The organism is Mesorhizobium sp. WSM4847 (assembly GCF_055811335.1).
In genome coordinates this window covers 77,082-95,358 of sequence record NZ_JBVVPY010000026.1, presented here as the reverse complement: position 1 = coordinate 95,358, position 18,277 = coordinate 77,082, and the positions used below count along the sequence as shown (strand labels likewise).

At 57.7% G+C, this 18,277-nt stretch carries 11 protein-coding genes; 5 read left to right on the top strand and 6 right to left on the bottom strand.

The window, feature by feature from the left end; translation table 11 throughout:
- The 6 genes from AC0L28_RS28905 to AC0L28_RS28880 all read right to left on the bottom strand — a co-directional run.
- On the bottom strand, window positions 1–695 hold a 695-nt coding region (locus tag AC0L28_RS28905), incomplete at its 3' end, for a ParB/RepB/Spo0J family partition protein (protein ID WP_473481591.1).
- Window positions 696–1,010: 315 nt separating this feature from the next.
- The gene (locus AC0L28_RS28900; protein ID WP_473481590.1) at window positions 1,011–6,206 is read right to left on the bottom strand and encodes an FtsK/SpoIIIE domain-containing protein; all 5,196 of its coding nucleotides are present in this window, start codon (window positions 6,204–6,206) and stop codon (window positions 1,011–1,013) included.
- Window positions 6,203–7,738 carry a methylation-associated defense system protein MAD7 family protein gene (locus AC0L28_RS28895; RefSeq protein ID WP_473481589.1) on the bottom strand — a complete coding sequence of 512 codons (1,536 nt, stop codon included), beginning with the start codon at window positions 7,736–7,738 and terminating at the stop codon, window positions 6,203–6,205. The genes AC0L28_RS28900 and AC0L28_RS28895 overlap by 4 nt, the downstream gene beginning before the upstream one ends.
- On the bottom strand, window positions 7,731–9,509 hold the full coding sequence (locus tag AC0L28_RS28890) for a hypothetical protein (protein WP_473481588.1): 1,779 nt from the start codon (window positions 9,507–9,509) through the stop codon (window positions 7,731–7,733). Before AC0L28_RS28890 ends, AC0L28_RS28895 begins: the two co-directional genes overlap by 8 nt.
- Window positions 9,510–9,790: 281 nt before the next feature.
- On the bottom strand, window positions 9,791–10,594 hold the full coding sequence (locus tag AC0L28_RS28885; protein ID WP_473481587.1) for a hypothetical protein: 804 nt from the start codon (window positions 10,592–10,594) through the stop codon (window positions 9,791–9,793).
- A gap of 6 nt (window positions 10,595–10,600) precedes the next feature.
- Window positions 10,601–11,230: a class I SAM-dependent methyltransferase gene (locus tag AC0L28_RS28880; RefSeq protein ID WP_473481586.1), complete on the bottom strand. Its 630-nt coding sequence runs from the start codon at window positions 11,228–11,230 to the stop codon at window positions 10,601–10,603.
- A gap of 152 nt (window positions 11,231–11,382) precedes the next feature.
- Here AC0L28_RS28880 and AC0L28_RS28875 point away from each other — a divergent pair, with 152 nt between their 5' ends.
- From AC0L28_RS28875 to AC0L28_RS28855, 5 genes are read left to right on the top strand one after another with little or no spacing between them, the layout of a single operon-like run.
- The gene (locus tag AC0L28_RS28875; RefSeq protein WP_473481595.1) at window positions 11,383–11,685 is read left to right on the top strand and encodes an XRE family transcriptional regulator; all 303 of its coding nucleotides are present in this window, start codon (window positions 11,383–11,385) and stop codon (window positions 11,683–11,685) included.
- 46 nt (window positions 11,686–11,731) lie between these two features.
- Entirely contained in the window at window positions 11,732–12,874 is a 1,143-nt protein-coding gene (locus AC0L28_RS28870) for a cysteine desulfurase family protein (protein ID WP_473481585.1), read from the top strand.
- Window positions 12,871–13,824, top strand: a complete 954-nt coding sequence (locus AC0L28_RS28865; RefSeq protein WP_473481584.1) for a DUF4007 family protein — start codon at window positions 12,871–12,873, stop codon at window positions 13,822–13,824. Before AC0L28_RS28870 ends, AC0L28_RS28865 begins: the two co-directional genes overlap by 4 nt.
- A complete protein-coding gene (locus AC0L28_RS28860; protein WP_473481583.1) occupies window positions 13,817–17,290 on the top strand; it encodes a hypothetical protein in 3,474 nt (1,157 codons plus the stop codon). Before AC0L28_RS28865 ends, AC0L28_RS28860 begins: the two co-directional genes overlap by 8 nt.
- Window positions 17,287–18,141 carry a phosphoadenosine phosphosulfate reductase family protein gene (locus AC0L28_RS28855; protein ID WP_473481582.1) on the top strand — a complete coding sequence of 285 codons (855 nt, stop codon included), beginning with the start codon at window positions 17,287–17,289 and terminating at the stop codon, window positions 18,139–18,141. Before AC0L28_RS28860 ends, AC0L28_RS28855 begins: the two co-directional genes overlap by 4 nt.
- Window positions 18,142–18,277 lie beyond the last annotated feature (136 nt).

Here is an 18,277-nt window from a genome sequence, read left to right as displayed (position 1 = left end):
TCGGGTAGTTTGGCCCCCCTGGCGGCCACATTTTTTTTTTTCTTCACATTACTATTTGGGGGGGCCCCTGCCGTCCATCTGTGGTGGCCCCGGGCCGCGCCTTGGGCGCGCCCGGAAAATTCACGAGGCCGACTGAAAAGCTGACCGGAACCGCATCGCGACTCCGGCCGTTTCGGCTCACTCAGCGGCGACGTTGAACCGTCCCCCTCCGGGGCCGGAGCACCGGTGATGCCGAAGCGGGCAGCGATCTCCTCCGCACCCCATCCACGTTCCTCATGAAGCTCACGGAAGGCCTCGAACTGATCTGCGGGGTGCATGTCCTCGCGGGTGATATTTTCGTCCAGGCTGATCTCGCGCGGATCATTGACGGTGTCGATGATGCAGCGGATCGGTTCGGTCTTCTTGATCTGCTTGCGCTTCACGCGCAAAAGCTGCGCCAGCCTGCGGCCTTCGCCGATGCTGACGAAGTAGAAGCCGGTTTCCGCGCCCTCTCCGTCAAGCTCCGGCTCCACCACAAGGTTTTGCAGGATGCCCTTGGCGGCGATGCTTGCCGCATAGGCTTCGATGATCGCCTCGCTGTGCGGGGTCTTGCGCGCATTGCGGGGCGACTTCTTCAGCTTGTTCAGCGGAATGGCAACTTCCGTGCCGTTCTCACCGGCAATTGCGGTCTTCGCACTCGTTTCAATGGTCGTCATGGTTCTGATCCTTTCCCGTAAATGCCGAAGGCATGCCCCCTCGGCATGCCTTCCGGGGGCGCGTGAGCGCGCGGCAGAGAGGGGGGCGAATGCCGGCGAGCGGAGCTGGGCTGCGCGTCGAGCGGGGCGGGTCAGATCAGGTTAAAAGATGATGGTCATGTGTCGCCGTGCGAGCGGGCGGCCCCGCTCTGCGCAGGCGGCATTCGCGGGGGGGAGATGGCCAAGACCATCTCTCCCCCGTGCGATTGCAGAAAATCTGAGCTTGGCCCGTCGATGGAACGAACCAACTCCGTTCCATCGATAACCGGGTGCCCGTTACGCTCGATACGTCTCGGCGAGGTGATCCACGATCGATTCGATGAAATCAGAGGAGGCGAACGGAACCTGCGAATAAATGAGGTCTTGCTCGCCTTCAAGTCGAGCAAGCAGGTGTCCTCGACCGAGCAGCCTCTCGGCGCCCTTTTCGCCAAGTGCGATTTCGGACGTTCCTTCAGAATCCACTCTCAGAATGAGTCTGTTGCCGAGCTGCGACCGCAACTGCATCGGCATGACACTCGCTTCCGGGCGCTGAGCCGCGAAGATCAGATAGATGCCAGCAGCGCGGGCCATTACCCCAAGTCGGCCAACCGTTGCGGTTACCGAGACTCGATATTCCTCAGTGAGCATCCATTCTGCGAATTCGTCATGAACGACCCAATAAGTCGGAAGGCGTTCGGCCTCGGTGACTTTGGCATTGTATACGGTGATGTTCGCTGCTCGAACGCTCCTGAAAAGCTTATAACGGCGCTCCATCTCACCGACTAGCGCTTCCAGGCGCTCAATGGCACCGTCCTGCGTGTCAATCACGCCACCGTCCAGGTGCGGGAGGCTGTCGAAGGCGAAGTAGTCCACGCCCTGCTTGGGATCGATCAGAACGATGCGCGCCTGTTGCGGCGTATTGGTGACGGCTAGCCCAAGAAGGATCGTCTGCATGAGTACCGATTTTCCCGAGCCTGTGCTGCCCGCGATCAGCGTATGCGGGGCATGGAGCGCACCTGGCGAAAAGGTCAGAAGCGAATTGTCCTCCTCCTTTAATCCAATGACGATGTCCTGATTGCCGTGGTCCCCCCGCTGTGGCTTCCAGCGATCCCACACCTGTTCAATCGTCACGATACGCCTTTTTGGCCGCGCGACGGCGATCGCGACGGTACCAGGTTCCGGCCGAACCGAAATGACATTCAACCCAAATGTCGTGAGAAGCTCCGAGCGTTTGCGCATCACTTGCTCAACCGTGAGGTTGGCGCTTCCGGCGAAACGAAGGATGGCGGAATTCGGCGTCAGCGTCTGGCCAACCGACTTGGCCTGCAGCGAGAGTTGCTGAAGAGCTGCCCGCGTGGATGCGGCCACGGTCGTAAGCCATGCGACGTCCTCTTCCTCCGCGCGCAGATTCGCCAGGACAATCGCACGAATGGCATCCGGTTCAGCCTGATCGCCGACCCCGGTAGGCATCTCCGATATAGCACCGACTGAGTTGTCTTCGATGGCGGCCGCAGTCGCAAAAGGCGGCTCTGGTGACTCTACTTCGAGGACAGTCTTCGCCGAGGACTCCGGCATCATCCAGTAATTCGTTGTTGCGGGCGGCGCTCCAGCGGCGTGACGAATATCGGTCGGATCGCGGTCCGCCGCGAACGCCAAAAGCAAGGTCTTGAGCTCAGCACGGCCATAGACTTCCTGCTGGCAGTCTTCTACGCCGGGGATCACTGAGATATAGGTGGGATTGGGACCGTCGCCAGGCGTTGGGACGAATATATGGCTATAGCCCTTGATCCGTACGTCGCATTGACCTTCGCGGATCGCGCGACGCCACTCGGACAGATTGACCGGGCTCGCCGCTGGGATCTGAATGCCGTCCAGCACGAGATCGCCCAAGCGTGACAGCCAAGAATCCCGATCAAGACGGTTGCCCTCTCCGAGCAGCGCCTCCCTGATCCGCTTGACGGTGTCCCGCAGCTGCTTTTCGGACTCCTTCCGCTTGGCCGGCAGGATCGTGGATCCGACATACTTCGCCTCAGTGACTACTATCGTCAGCTCCAAGCGTCCGTCAGATCGCTCTCGGGGTGACAGCGCAAGGATATCGGCCTGTGTTTCTTCGCGTGCGCCAAGCCATGCCGCGTAGTCATCTAGAAAATACCATCCCACAAGGGCGGACGGCTCCATTTCATGTCGTGCCAAGTAGCGGCTCAGGACGACGCCTATGAGCTCGCTTGCCGCTTCGCCTCTCTTCGCGGCTCTGAGAACGATATCGCCCGACACGTCGTTCGCAGCTTCGATGAGCTTGTGCGCCAGCCGAGACATACCCGCCTCGTCAAGACCGAGGTTCATATCGTCCATTCGTGAGCGCACCATCGCGCGCAGCAGCCCGAGTGGCGCGAGCGAAGAGATCACGACGTTGCGGCCCTGGGTAGCGGACTGCTTATACCGGATGACACGAACCTTCTGGTTCTGAAGCTGTCGACGATCCAGCAGCTCGTCGTAGTTCACCACCCATGCACCCAAATCGTGCGTTTCGGAGAAGATCCTAGCCGTTTGTGGATCATGGAAATCCAGTTGGCGCGTGGGGAGCAGACGTCGATCGCCATCCTCGCGGAAGTCGCCTTTCAGGAAGGTCGTTCCCGCCGACAGAAAAGCCCATCCTTCATGACACTGGACAGGGCAGCACAGATAGACAACGGACTTCAGATCGTCGGCGGAAGCGGGACGACGCCGGGACCAGCGGGCGGGCAGCAAATCCTCCAGCTCCGCCGGCCGGGCCGATTCCGCATGCCACTCCAGGATCGCATGCCGGGAAATCACGTCTTGGCTAAAGACGATGTCATAGGGCCGGCCGTCCCGCGGATCAGGTGGGGGAGCCTCGTCCGCGATCACGCTGATTCTCAGCCGTGCCATGAAGTCCTGGGTCGCTTCAGAAGCGGAATAGGTGTTTGCCCCGGCATCTTCCTCGGCTGTCAAGATCGACCGGTAGAGTTCTCGGAGGCGCGTTGAGTCAATATGCCGCAACAGCACTTGGCAACGTACGTCCTCAGCATCATCGTGAATTCCGCCCAAGCCCTGCACCACGTGCTGGGGTAGCCGTGCGGAATCGCAATTGAATAGGACCACCGACATGTTCGCACGTTCGTGCGGGTGGAGCGCCAAATACCGACGGACGAGGTCCAGAACGCATTCTGAGCCTGCGGTCGGATCGTCATTGACATCAGCCGAAATAGCGCCAGACGCGACTGGAGCTTCATGAAGCGAATAGTCGCCCTTAGTATCAACCAGCGACAGTAGCTCGGCCTTCCGACCGATCCACGAAACAATCACTTCAGGGTAGAGGGGATGCTCGAGATCTGAGGCCAGATCGCGAAAATACAGTCTGGTGTCCCCAACCTGATCGTCGCCTCCGGTGAGCGCGATGCGGATAATTGACGATACAAGATGGGCTTTCCGCCACATCGCCGCCAGCCTGAGCGGGTGCCAGGGCGCTACGATCGCTGCTGGATCCCCATCGTCGACCGCTGTCGTGCCGAGTTCTAGCAGCGGGCGAAGGAGCGCTTCGCGGTTCCGGTCGCCGGGAGCAAGGCGCACGATAATGTTCAGCAGGTCACCATAGGTCTTCGCTTGGGTGCGATTTGCCTGGCTGCCAGGACCGCTCGTCCGAAACCCCTGGACTGCATCGACATAGGCCTTGGAAAATGTTTCGAATGCAGTGGCGATTTCTTCTGCAGCGCTAGCCGTGACAAGGCCGGCTAGAACGTTTTCCCGCAGGCGTATGGGCCAGAACAACGCGAGGTCGCGTTCCTTGCGATAGGCGGGCAGAAGTGAACCACGATCGCGATCATAGGCGGGGACGAGTGTCCGAACGTCCCGCAGGTCTATCGCCCCAGCGCGACGTCCAGCGACCGCGGGCTCACGCGATGTTCGCCCGATCGTCAGTGGATGAGCTTCCAACCTCGTCCAATCATCAACGAACTGGGAGGATATGACATTTGGTTCGTAACGCCACACGAGCTGCGTGGACGAGGTCTGGACCGAGCCGGAGGCGGTTTCCGTCTCGAAATCGAGTTGGAATTTAAGCTGGAGTGCCGCTTTTGCCGTTGACCGGTTTGGCACACCCTTGGTCTTGGCCTGCTTCCACGATTCCACCAGTTGTGGAAATTCGATAAGGGGACCGAGATCCAGCGCGACATTGGCGCCAAGCAAACGTTGGAGACCAGCATAACGCAGCGCGAAATACTCGCCAGCATCAACATTGAGGCCCTTGAGATCGCGTTTGGTTGCACGATCGCATCGGATGCGGAGCATTCGTCTCGTGCCAGGTTGATTGAGGAACGTTTCCATAGCGGCGGCGATGCCAGCCAGGAAATCGGTCGTTTCTCGAGCCCGCCCGTAGATCAGCTTATCCCATGCCGATTTTAGCTTGCGGTCGGCCCGTAGCTCATCGCGATGATCATCATAAAACTCGACGTCTTCGGGTCTGGATTCGGTGGGGTTTCGAATTAACAGATGGCGCAGATATTCATCGTCGTCTGCGGAGAGTAGCCCCGGCTCGCCTTCGTCGTAAAACTTGCGAGTCTCGTTTCCAATATTGAATTTCTCGCGGGCAAGGCCTTCGAATAGCGGCTTGATCTGCTCCCATTCGCATTCCGCCAGCTCAGCAGCAGCTTCATTCCAACCGGGCTGGGTACCAATGAAACGCTCGATCGTGGCGTGATTGCTCTCGGGGATGGCTTCGCGCGTTTTTGCAAAAGCCGCGCGTAGATCATCCTCATTTAGAACGATCTGCGTCGGCGTCTCTTTGAGTAGCAGCCCTCGACGGCGTCGCATAAGGCCGTTGAACTCGCGCTGCCAAGCCGAGACATGGCGAAGGGCTTTGTCCTTGATGCTTCTGAACGCCGTTCGGTCGTTCGGCAAGTGTAAGGCGGGGAGTGCCGCTCCGAACGCTTCGATAAGAGGATGGCCGTCCACCTCAATGGCGTGCCGAACGCGCAGCACGTAACCGGCGAAGCGGTCGAGCGATGTAGAACGCAGCTGGGCCAATCCGCCCAGCGCTCGTTCGAAGATGACCCGCCCCTCCGCGTCCAGGCCCAAACCGTCGTCGACCGCATCGACCCAAGCGGCCAAGCGCTCAAGCAGTTCGGCCCCTCCAAGCCTGCTCATGTCTTGGAGCGACTGGTCCTCGCCGCCCTCCCCGACATTGGTGACGAGGAATGCTGCCTTGTCGCATTCCGCGTCACGGAACCACGTCGCCGGGCTCTTGGTTAATGCCTCGGGCGGCAGCCCCATGTCAGCGAATAGGCTCTCGGGCAACTTGACTGAGACCCGTCGATCAAGCGCGGGATTCGCCAAAACCGCGCCCGCCACCGCGGCGGTCTGAGGAATGCTGAGACCATCGATAAGGAAGCGCGCTACTCCAGAACTATCGCTATCATCGCCCAACTCGTCGCGCAAATAGGCGGCGGCAACGCAGCCAATGAGCTCGTGACGGTTCATCGAACGATCCTCGCCAGTGGGTTTTCCACATATGCACAGGCATCGGAGAGTCGACGCAGCATGCCGAGCGTTCGTAGCCGTCGTTCGAGCCGGCCGGAATTTGCTTGAAATGCCTTCTTATCGAATTCGTCCGGATCCAACGCGCGTTCCGCCTCTCGCTCGCCCAACACGAGTCCATATCTGTCATAGAGCAGGGCCAGGAATTCCATGAAGTCCATCCGCGTCGAAACATTAGCGAGGATCAACGCCTTCAGGATCGAGTCAGTTGGGGCGTAGCGAAGGCGGGTCGTTCCCCGCCTGGAGACGAGACCCGCGCCCATGCCGTATGAACGATGCACATTGGCCACATGGTTGCGGTGTCGATTGACAGCAGCGCGGCGAAACTCGGCGAGCAACATCTCGGGATCGTGAGGGCCATCATAGTCGTCATCGGATGCGGGCCATCGCACTCGTTCTACGAGAATGCGCCGGCAATCGGTAAAAGGCGCCTCGCCTTTGAGCGCCGCCACCCATTCGGGACTGCTACCGATCGCGGACACGTAGGCCTCCACCGAACGCTCCGGCAAAGTGTTGTTGCGCTGATAGCTGGCGACCGACAATTCGCGCACAAGCGTTTTTCGAGGAGCGACGACCTCACTTACGAACGTTGGGGCCTCGCGGCCACAGGTGGAAGATGCGACCACGAGCTGGTAGCGTAGGAGATGGAACGCGGCGAGGGTGGCTAAGTGCGGATATGCGTCGAACCGCGGCAAGCCGAGTTCAAAAACCGCTAGCCAGTCGCGGCCCAGATCGTCGAAACATTGATGCCGAGCATAGGGAAGGTAACTGTTCCCGCGCGTTTGCCTGTCTTCCTCATACTTCGGTTCTATCAGCTCCAGCAGGCGATCGCACGGATCCCCGTCAAACGCCTTTGCAAGATGTGGCCGAAGTGCCTCGGCAGCGGGTGACCGGCACAGCATTTGATAGACCAGTTCGCCGGGCAGCCCGAAGTTGATATACTCACGTGAGGCATTGCCCTTGACGAGATTAAGATCCTCATAGAGCGCATGGCGACCGAAGGGGAAAACAAAGCGGGAGCTCCAGCGCTTGTTCGACCCTGACTCGATCGTCGAAGACCTAAGCATCGTAATCAGGCTGGCAAAGTCCCTGAACGAGCTAAATCGCTTCCGCAGGTAGCTGAAGTCGCGGGTCGGCACCCCCTGCGCCCGTTCGTTCATCGTGGCGATCCACTCGTCCCAGGCGGCTGTGTCGTTTCCACCTCTCGTGGCGATGCGTCCCAGAGACTCGCCATTGTAGAGGATGTTTCGCGCATACATACGCCGGGCAGGCTTATATCGCAGAGGATATCGTACCCCCGCGTCGTCGAGCAGCCGCCCTTCTCGTTCGCACGCTTCGGCAACACCCAGGAACTCCAGGAAAATCAACCACGGACTGGTCGAATCCCATAGTCGGTGACCCCAGATCTGCTCGTCGACCCACATGTCGTTCCGAGGATGATCGCTGACGGGCGGTGGGCTTAGGGTCTCAAGCATGAGCGACTTCGATCACTTCATCAGCAGGCTCTCCCGCTGCGTTAAGTGTAAGCAGCTTGAATATCAGGTCACCACGCTCATCAGGAGGCCGTAAGCTGCCGAGTGCTACCAAGATCGAACTCTTGAAGGCCAGGATGTCCTCGTGGCATTCGCGCGAGAAACTTCCAGGTAGCGCACCCGACGCGACCCGCATCAAGAATTCATAGCGAACAAGATTGAGCGATAGCCGGCAGCGTATCGTGTCGTCGAGGTGAACGATGAGCGAAGGCATGCGGCCCTCCAACGCGATCTCGACACGTTCCTGCCGCTTCGGCGCGACCGAGATCCGCTCCTCAAGCAACTGGCTTACGCCCGAACCGGAATAGGACAGGTTCGTCGCAAGGAGCAATTCTCGCTCCGTGGAAACGAGCATGCCCGTGAAAACACGGTTCAGCCCGTTTACGAGGCGGGAGAGGATGCGCCTGTTCACCCTGACGCCTTGGGCGAGTGGCTGCACGACATCGACAAGATACTCTCCTGCCCGGGAGAAAACACTCAAGTCCCACAGGCGCAGATCCTCGGCCAACTCTTCCGGAATACGGAAGAACATCGCGCGCCGCTGTGCAACGAGAGAAGCAAGGAAGGGATGACCACCGTCCAGATCGGACTCCGGACATTCGAGATAGCTTGCGCGAGTGGTCCGAAGTTCTGCCAGTTTGCGCGGTGGCGTTCCCTCCTCAACCAGCATCGTAAAATAGCCCCGCAAGACCTCGTCTTCGGCGCCGAACAGCAGGATATTGTCGATCCTGTTGGTCGTTTCGTGTCCAATGCCAAAGCGCGACAAGAATCCCATGATCTCAAGGCTTTCGCGGCGCGCCGGCGAGAGATTCTGCCCAAAGATGTTGTCGTGAATGTCCGACAGATGGAGCGTATTCGAAGCTTGGAGTTCATCGATATCGGACGGCATCATAAGACGGTCTTTGACGCCGGGATGTCCAAGCAAAGCGTTGGCAAGGAGCAGGAGCACGCGACGTATCGGGGTGTGAAGTCCGCTATGATCGAGAAGTTCGAAAAGCGCCCGCAGCCGACTCTGGAACAGAGGCCGGCGAAGTATCTCGTAGTTGCGCCTGATTGGGCAGTAGAGACTGAAGAACCCAATATCCGTCGCCTCTTTGTAAGCGGCCTGCCAACCCTCATGACTCAGTAGCGCGTCCAGACTTAGGTCGAGAAGCGTTGCGCATGGGATCGCACTCAGATTGAAAAAGGCGACCCCATCCGACGCAGGATCCGGCTCTTCCACCAACAGATTCTCCAGCAGCACGTAGGCCCGAGCTGATTCGGCGGAAGCTGGTAGCTTGCGCCATGTCTCCATCAATTGACCGTCGTTCGCTGCCACGATGAAAACGCGGTCTGGATCCTCTTCAAACATCGCTTTGTTAACGGCAGCTAGAAGGCTGTGCTTCTCCGGATAGGTTCCGAACGGGCCGTCCTTGGACAGCTTAGTGAGATCGCGAATGATGCCTACGATCCGCACCCGGCCGGCTATCACAGCGCTCATTTCGTAATAGACTTCGTCGGCGCTCCAGATCTGCTTGTCGCCACCTAGCGCTGCCCACGCGTGGCCGCAAAGGCGGCTCTTTCCGTCCCCGGCTGTCCCGGTGAGAATGATGCAGCGCGCCCGTTCGGTTCCAGGCCGTAGCAGTTCAAGAATCTGGGTCTCGACTGGGTGCTCGAACGCAATAGGCCGCACACCCAGCCGCTTCGCCGAACGCTGGATGTGCTCGTCATACATATTCTCGTTTCGAGGGGTCGGCCCGTACAATCGGAGGAACCGTACCCAACGCTCACCTAGTCCTGCCATGCGCCCCCCTGCGCTCCCCTGCTTGGTTAGGCCAAGTTACTGGGCATGTGTCGAGAAGAATTTACTGACTAACATCTAATTGCACCAAACTTCCAAATCGTGCCGGTCTGGCAGCGGAACCTCGCTGAGAATTATGCCGCGTGAATTCGTAGGTGTTTGTGTTGGGCGGAAACGGCGCCCGGCATTCTCCGTACTGAATTGGCCGGTTTGGTTTAGAGCTGTAGCTTGTTTGGAATCATAAGAGGAGAGATGGCTTTGTGGCGTTTACCACTTTTCGCGAGAAGTAGCGCAATGCGGCCTGCCAGCCTTTTCATCTCAATATCCAAAACCCCATCCAGTTTTTCTGGATAGACATATTGCTTGAACCTTTCTGGGTCATTTTCAAGTTCTCCCTTATAGGCTAGTTCGAGCATTGAAAAATGCGCTGAAACTTTCGCCAAATAGGGTGATATGGCCGGATCTACGAGACCCGCCTTATCGCGGACCAATGTTCTCAATATGAGGCCGTTCTCTACCATTCTCGCGACGATGGTCTCGTCTGCCGGCGACAGGCCCTTTAGCCACTTCGGGTCAAGAAGGGCGAGAAGGGTCCGGAAGCTGTCACCTCCGTGACGCGTCTTAAATTCCATCGAAATAAGTTTGTTTTCTTCTGAAACTAGGCGGAAGCGCCCATAGAAGTCGTTTAGCTTGCTTTGGATTTGCGCGATCTCGATCTCGTTCGCCCGTTGGTTGTTGGCGGCCGATGCATTCCACTTGGCGATGAGTCCGCCGACTGCCGCGCCAAGCAGCGCGGCGAAACCTGAGATTGCTGGCTGAGCGTATGGTTCCCACCAGCTTTTTGGTGGGCTCGCCATTTCAAAAGGAGCAGCTTGTTCGACACGAACAACGATCGGAGGTTCACTTGTCAGGTTGACCTCTTCCTGTTTCGTGCCAGGCTGAACAGCAGGCGGGCTATTGGCAGGCTGCGCACCGGCAGCGGAAAGCCACATCAATGGCAGCAAAATCAATAACCGCATGGGGCTCTAAGCTCGCTTCGCGATGGTGTTGAACCATCGATTGCCGGATGTCTGGGGATCGGCGGCAGTGCTGGCCCCGTCGACGATCAAAAAGCCGGATGCCTCTAGCATTGCACTCCACTCAGCTGGCGAAAAATACGTGAAAAGCCTTCCATCCGCTTCACGCCTTTGGCCAGCGCCCTGCTTGATCGAACTGAAAAAATGCCCGCTGGGCGTTAACACACGCCTGATTTCTTCAAGTGCAGTTGAGACATCCTCGGGATCGACATGGAGAAGTGAGGCCGCTGCCCATGCCGCCTCAAAGCTGGCCGCCGCGAACGGCATCACCCTCATATCGGCAATGACAACGGGGCATCCGGAAAATTCGGTCGCTATCGCCCCCAATTCGGCAGATGCGTCGAGACCAACTGCATTGAACCCCTGCTGGCGGAGAACTCTTAGGTCTCGCCCTCCTCCGCAGCCGATGTCGACAACACTGGCCTTCGATCTCAGAAAGGCCGAGAATCGGTCGATTGCTGCGGCCATCGAACGTTTGGAGGTCTCAGCTGCGTAGCTTGCAGCGTTGCGGCGGTAGAATTGCAAGGTCTGCGCATCAGTCACTTCGCGGCCCTGCCGAACAATTGTGATCGTATCCAAGCGTCTTCGATGGGCCAGACTTCGTCATAAAACGATTCAAAACGGCTTCAAATTGTGACTGGGTCTATCTCTATGGGAAATTTTCCATAAAGTCCGCCTTGACGATTCGAAATGTGGGGACAAATCGCGTGGCGGCTACGCATCCGCGTCGGATGATCCGAGAGGGCAAAAGCGACACCATCAATTTGCGTGGCTCAAGCAAAGCGGCGCGCGACGAACTTCGTAGTGCTCTAACTTCCACCGTCGCCCGACGAGAACTCAGTCAGACAGACGCCGCGAAGTTATGCCGTACAGACCAACCAACAATGTCGAAGGTGATGGCCGGCAGGGTCGATAGCATCAGCATCGACCAATTGGCACGTTGGCTTACAGCGCTGGGCTGTACGGTCGAAATTCACCTGTACGGACCCGTGATTGATCAAGACGGCGCTCTGAGAGTGGTAATCCATGAATAGGCCCGAGCCACAATTGCACACCGCACAAGCTCCGAAGGTTCGATCGATGATCTACCTTGACCATCACGCCACTACGCCGATCGATCACCGCGTAGCGCAGCTGGTTATGCAGGTAATGTCGGAGGTCTATGGCAACGCCAACAGCGTCGAACATACCATTGGCAACGCCGCCGCGTTGGTTGTCGAGCAGGCTCGTACCGCTGTTGCCCATCTGGTAGATGCCGAGCCCCAGCATGTCCATTTCACCTCGGGCTCGACGGAGGCAATTCATCTAGCGATTTCGCACGCAATCGGGGTGAACAGGAAAGTACCTCTCAGTGTCGCACTCAGCCGTGTAGAACATCGTGCGGTCATAGACACTCTGATCCACGCAGAGCGCCTGCAGCTGGTGGAAATCACCTGGATCGACGTCGATGAAGCTGCCCAGATCGTCTTGCCAAGCCTGGAAAGTGCGCTTCATGCTGGTGTTGAATTGGTCTGTGTTATGGCCGCCAACAACGAGGTCGGTACGCTTTACCCAATACCCGCGATTTCCAAATTGGTGCATGACGCCGGGGCCACCATACTGGTCGACGCCACACAGGGTGCGGGTCGCATGGGTCTCAGCTGTTTGGATAGCGAAATCGACTATCTGGCGTTGAGCGGACATAAGCTCAATGGACCAAAGGGGGTCGGGGCCTTGATCTCGCCGATTTTCGCTCCAGCCGAGGTCTACGGGCTCGCGACATCTCACAGGGCAACTCCCAATGTGCCCGGAATAGCCGGACTTGGTGAGGCATGCAGACTGATGACGCTGGAGGGAGAAGCCGAGAACATCAGGCTGTCTGTGCTGCGAGATCGATTGCAGGCAGTACTCCTTCGGAGGTTGCCGGGCATGGCGATCAACGGCGAAATCGGAAACCGCCTTCCCAACAATCTGAATTTTTCTGTGCCCGGCGCAGCAAACGACGTCGTTATCGCCAGACTGAGGGACGCCGTCGCGCTCTCCACCGGATCTGCCTGCAACTCCGGTGCTCAAAGCCCCTCTCACGTGTTGAGGGCCATGGGCTTGTCGGAGGAATTGCTCGATAGCTGCTTGCGAATTGGACTTGGTCGACAGACAACCGAAGCTGACATCGATTGTGCCGCTGAGGCGGTCGCTACGGCAATAACGGAGGTACGCGATTTTGCCGTCAGGAGACAAGAATGACTGAAGCACCAGCGGCATCGCACCAGGTTCAGACTTTCCGCTTTTCTGGGCACGAGTCTTTCGCCTGCCGATACGCCTGGCTTCCGAAGGCATACCGGGCAGTTTCTGCCAATCCTCAGATTCTCTTCGATGAGGACGCGGCGATGGTCGAGCTTGGGATAGGCAAGAACATGGTGCGATCGCTCCGCTTTTGGGTCGACGCTATGGGTATCGCCAAACCCACCGGCGCTCGGGAGCACGCGCCGACCGATTTTGGACAAGCCATCTTCGGAAACAACGGCTTTGACCCCTATCTCGAGGACCCCAAGACCCTATGGCTTCTGCACTGGAGTCTCTCGTCGCAAGCATCGCCACCCCTGTTTGCCTGGCAACATATGATCGGCCAATGGCCGTATCCCGAGTTCACCCGCTCGGAGGCCTTGGCCTCCTTTGCGAGACAGTCGACGAAGATGGGTCATAAGCATTCCGAAGTGACGCTTGGGCAGCATCTGGATGTGTTCATTCATACCTATCACAGTGGAAAAACCGGCAAGATCGGCATCGAAGATTCCTTGGATGGTCCCTTGGTCGATCTCCGCCTGCTAGTACCCTCAGGCGAGCGCAAGAACGACGCCGGTCGATGGGAGACGGTCTACTCGTTTCGACGAGAACAGAAGCCAGAGATCACCGCTGCAATGTTTGAACATTGCGTGTTGGATTTCTGGAAACGTTACAGTCCCGGGGAGCAGACATTGACATTCAGAAGTGTGCTCTCTGCACCCAATTCTCCCGGGCAGGTCTTCAAGTTGCCTGAGGAAGACGTTCGCGTACGCCTGGAGGAGGCATCTCGCCGGAGTGGATCGGCCTTCACCTACCAGCCTTCTGCAGTGCAGGGGCTTCTTAGGCGCCGCGAAAAGTCGGATCTTCCGGCCATCTCGAAAATCTACAGGGAGGCTGCCTTCCATGCGTAAGCCCGGATCGACGATCGCCGACCTGTTCAATGTGCCGGGACGGTTCCTCCGTTCCGTGCAGTTAGAGAAGGATTTTCACGATCCCAAAGCGCTGGAGAGCTACATGGTTACTCCACCTATGGCGGTCGCGCTTACACGGATAGCAGATGGTCTGCGTGAGGGATCAACACGCCGAGCATGGCGCATTACGGGCGATTACGGCGTCGGCAAATCTTCTTTTGCGCTAGCGCTCGCGCATTTAATGGCTGGCTCCAATTCAGAAGACACGGCCAGGATAGCGGATTCTATCGGTTGGCCTGTGGATGTTGGCAAATTCTCTACGTTTCTCCCGATTCTGATCACTGGGGGCCGTGAGGGGATAGTGCAGGCTGTTGCCCGGGGTGTGCGGGAAAGCCTCGGAATTCTGCTGTCTGAAAAGCGTCCGCAGCGCTCAGTGTCAATCGATAAAGCCTTGCTGGCCTGTGAAGCAGTCGGCACGGTCGCGTCCCTTGAGGACCTGATCGACGCGCTGCGATCTTTGGCGGCCGAGCGCGGCCTCGGGCTATTGATCATCATCGACGAACTTGGAAAACTGCTCGAATTCGCAGCCATGAATCCGGACCGTGAGGACGTGTTTGTGCTGCAGCGGCTTGCAGAGCAGTCCTCTAGGAGCGGGACCCGTCCCTTCGTTCTCTTGGGCCTACTTCATCAGGGATTTCAGGCCTATAGTGACCGCCTGCCGGCGTTGCTTCGTCATGAGTGGGACAAGGTAGCCGGGCGCTTCGAGGAGATCGTTTTCGATCAGCCCCTCGTTCACACGGCTGCTCTTGTATCGGGCGCTTTGGGGATAGATCAAGATTCCATCCCTAAATCCATCATCGTCGAGGCAGCTCATGCCGCAAAGGCTACAAGCTCAATGGGCTGGTTGAGCGGCGCGACGACTGAAGCGTTGACGATGGACGCGGCCAAGCTTTACCCCGTCCATCCTACCCTTTTGCCTCCCCTGGTTCGCTTCTTTGCCCAATTCGGGCAAAGCGAACGATCGCTGTTCGGCTTTTTATTGTCCTCAGAGCCGTTCGGACTGCAAGCGTTCGCGCATGCGACACAGAACGGGTTTGCCTGGTACGACCTCGCCGATTTCTACAATTACGTCCGCGCAGCATTTGGACACCGTCTATCGGGCGGGAACTATCAGAGCAATTGGCTGCGCATCGTTGCGACCATTGATGCCGCAGTCGATGTGAGCCCACTTGAACGGAGGCTGCTCAAGGCTGTCGGCATCTTGAATCTGCTCGACGCGGATGACTTGATTCCAAATGGCCGGGCAGTTGCCGCCTGTTTTTCCACCACAAGATCTGCCCACATCGAGAGCGGGCTCCAGCGGCTCATGGATGTTGGCCTCTTGTTCAAAAGGGGAGACCGTGGCGGCTATCGGCTCTGGCCGAATACGAGCGTTAATTTGCATGCCGCAATGCAAAACGCGCGCCGCGCTGTTGGGTCTATAGAGGCCGTGAGCCCACACCTCACACAGATTCTTGAGCCGAAGATGATATTGGCACGTCGTCATTATCTGGAGCACGGCACAATGCGATATTCCGAGGTGCGCTATGCCCATGCCGAGAATATCGAGAAAGTGGCCCAGCTACCAACCGATGCTGACGGATTGGTTGTCCTTGCTCTTGCAGACACCGTCGAGCAGCAAAATCTGGCGAAAGATGGTGCGCGAGGCACGTCGACCAAAAGCGCCAAAGCTGTATTGGTGGGTGTCGTCGAACCGCTATGGCATCTTGCTCCCGATCTTCTTGATGTGAAGCTCTGGCGATGGATCGAAGAAAATACCCCTGAGCTCGCCGCAGACGATTATGCTGCCGCTGAAGTTTCTCGACAGCTTACCCGCGCGACCCAGACGCTCGAGGCCCACTTCCGCGAAATGGCTGGCATGACGAGAAACGCTCCTGGAAAGGTCGCTTGGTTTCATCTCGGTAAACCACTCGAATTGAACAATGGCCTGCCGGATGCGCTGTCGTCCTTGTACGACAATCTGTTCGTTGATGCACCGCAGATCACAAACGAACTCCTGAACCGAAACTCGCTGAGCAGTGCGGCAGCGTCGGCAAGAATGCGTCTGATCGAAGGCGTCTTTAATGCCTCCGACAAGCCACTTCTTGGAATAGACGAACGGAAGGCGCCACCCGAAAAGTCGATGTATCTATCGGTACTCCAGCGAGGTCTCATTCACGCGGAGAACGATGGTCGCTATCAGCTGGTGATTCCTAAAGATCGTGCTGATCCGCTTAACCTCCGACCCGCGCTTGTGCGGATTTACAGCCTCATCAAGGCCGGCAAGGGACATCGAGTATCGGTTCCAAACATATTGGCCGACATCAAGGGAGGCGCTTTCGGGGTTCGAGACGGCGTCGCATTACTCCTGTTGGCGTTAGTGATGAAAGTTCATGGACACGAACTCGCCGTCTATGAAGACGGCACATTCCTACCCCGGTTCGGCTCGATGGATTTTCTCCGTCTGACGAAATCACCCGGTACGTTCGAACTACAACACTGTAGCGTCGAGGGTGTCAGATCCGACGTCTTCGCGCGGCTTGCTGAGATCTTCGCGAGAGGCATTCAGAACCGCAAGCCTGTTCTATTGGACGTCGTCCAGGAATTGTGCCTATTCGCAGCGAAGTTGCCCGAATACACGCGCAAAGCTCGGGCACTTTCGCCGGCGGCGATGGCTGTAAGGGATGCTTTGTTGGCTGCTCGTGAGCCCGCGACACTGTTGTTCAAGGATCTGCCGTCTGCATGCGGCCTGTCACCGTTTGACATTGGCGAGGAAGCTCCCATTTCCGCGGCCGAACGTTTCGTCGGGCAGTTGAATGAAGCCACCAACGATTTGCAAAATGCTTATTCAGGGCTGCTCGAGCGTATAATGCGGCGCGTCGCAGAAGCAGTTGGCCAAGGTCCCGACGAGTTTGACCGGGCAGCCCTCGCCTCCCGTGCTGCGCGCGTTTCGTTGGCTGCCCGTGAACCTAGACTGCGAGCATTCGCGCTGCGGCTAAGAGACCCTGGTTTATCAGATGAAGCTTGGGCAGAGTCACTGGCAAGCTTCGTCGTGTCGCGTCCACCCGCGCGGTGGGTACCTGGAGACGAAGCCCGCTTTGGCGAGGAAATAGGAGCGTTGTCCGAGATCTTTGCAAAGGTGGAAGGCGCAGCATTCAGCAATCCGGATTCCAAGCCTCAGATGGATGCCGTCAGACTCAATCTCACCAGAGGCGACGGCACCGATTTGGTCAGGGTTCTGCATCCGATAGAATTAGACGACAGTGACCGACGAGCAATGCAAAGTCTGGTCGAGCGACTTCCACAGGGAGAGGTACGGCGAATCCAGATCCTCACGAAGATGCTCTGGTTAGAGCTCGAAAAGCCTACGGCTGGCGCAGAGCGCGGGTCGGCAGAGATGGCCAAGAAGTCAGGATTTTCAGAATGACAATGTCCTATGTCGCGAAAATCCATTCCACTTTTGGTGATGTCGAGCCGCGGCACATTCTGAGCTTGTCGGGTGGCAAAGATAGTGCAGCCTTGGCAATTTACCTCCGCGATCGCGTTCCGCAGATCGAGTACATATTTCACGATACCGACAAGGAGTTGCCCGAAACCTACGACTATATCGCTCGTTTGGAAGCGATCCTCGGCAAGCAGGTCGCAAGGACGACCCCAGTCGATAGCTTCGATCATTGGCTGGCGGTGTATCGTGGGATGCTGCCCTCGAACCACCGCCGCTGGTGCACGAAGATGCTGAAACTGAAGCCCTTTGAGGCCTATGTGGGCGACGGACCGGTTATCAACTATGTTGGCTTACGCGCCGACGAGAACCGCACTGGCTACATAAGCACGAAGCCCAACATACTGGCGGTGTATCCATTTCAAGACGACGGGCTCGTAAGGGCAGATATCATACGCATCTTAGAGGACTCGGGCCTCGGGCTCCCTCCATACATGAATTGGGGTCGGTCGCGATCTGGCTGCTATTTCTGTTTCTACCAGCAAAAGATCGAGTGGGTCCGATTGCTTGAAACCCACCCGGACCTGTTTAAGCTGGCGATGGAATATGAAGAGAAATCGGTGCAGTTCGGCGATCAGTTCTATTGGTGCCAGAGCGAGTCGCTGCGTGACTTGGCTCGACCGGATCGGATGGCGAGGATCAAATCGGACTGGGAGGTTTCGCAAGCCCGGAAAAAGGCAAAGCGTAAGAATCTGTGTTTGGTAGAGACTCTGGGCGGCCTCGAGATTGAAGACGACAGCCATCTGCGTGACGGATGTCTTGTTTGTTCGATCTAGCCGACAAGTGCCTGATGGATTGTTCAGGTCAGCGAGCAAGTGCTTGCAGTTTTAAAGGATTGAGAAAGTGAATCGACACCAATTTGCTTTGGGTCGGACCGGGTGAAGTCCCGCCCCAAGCATGACGAACAAAGTC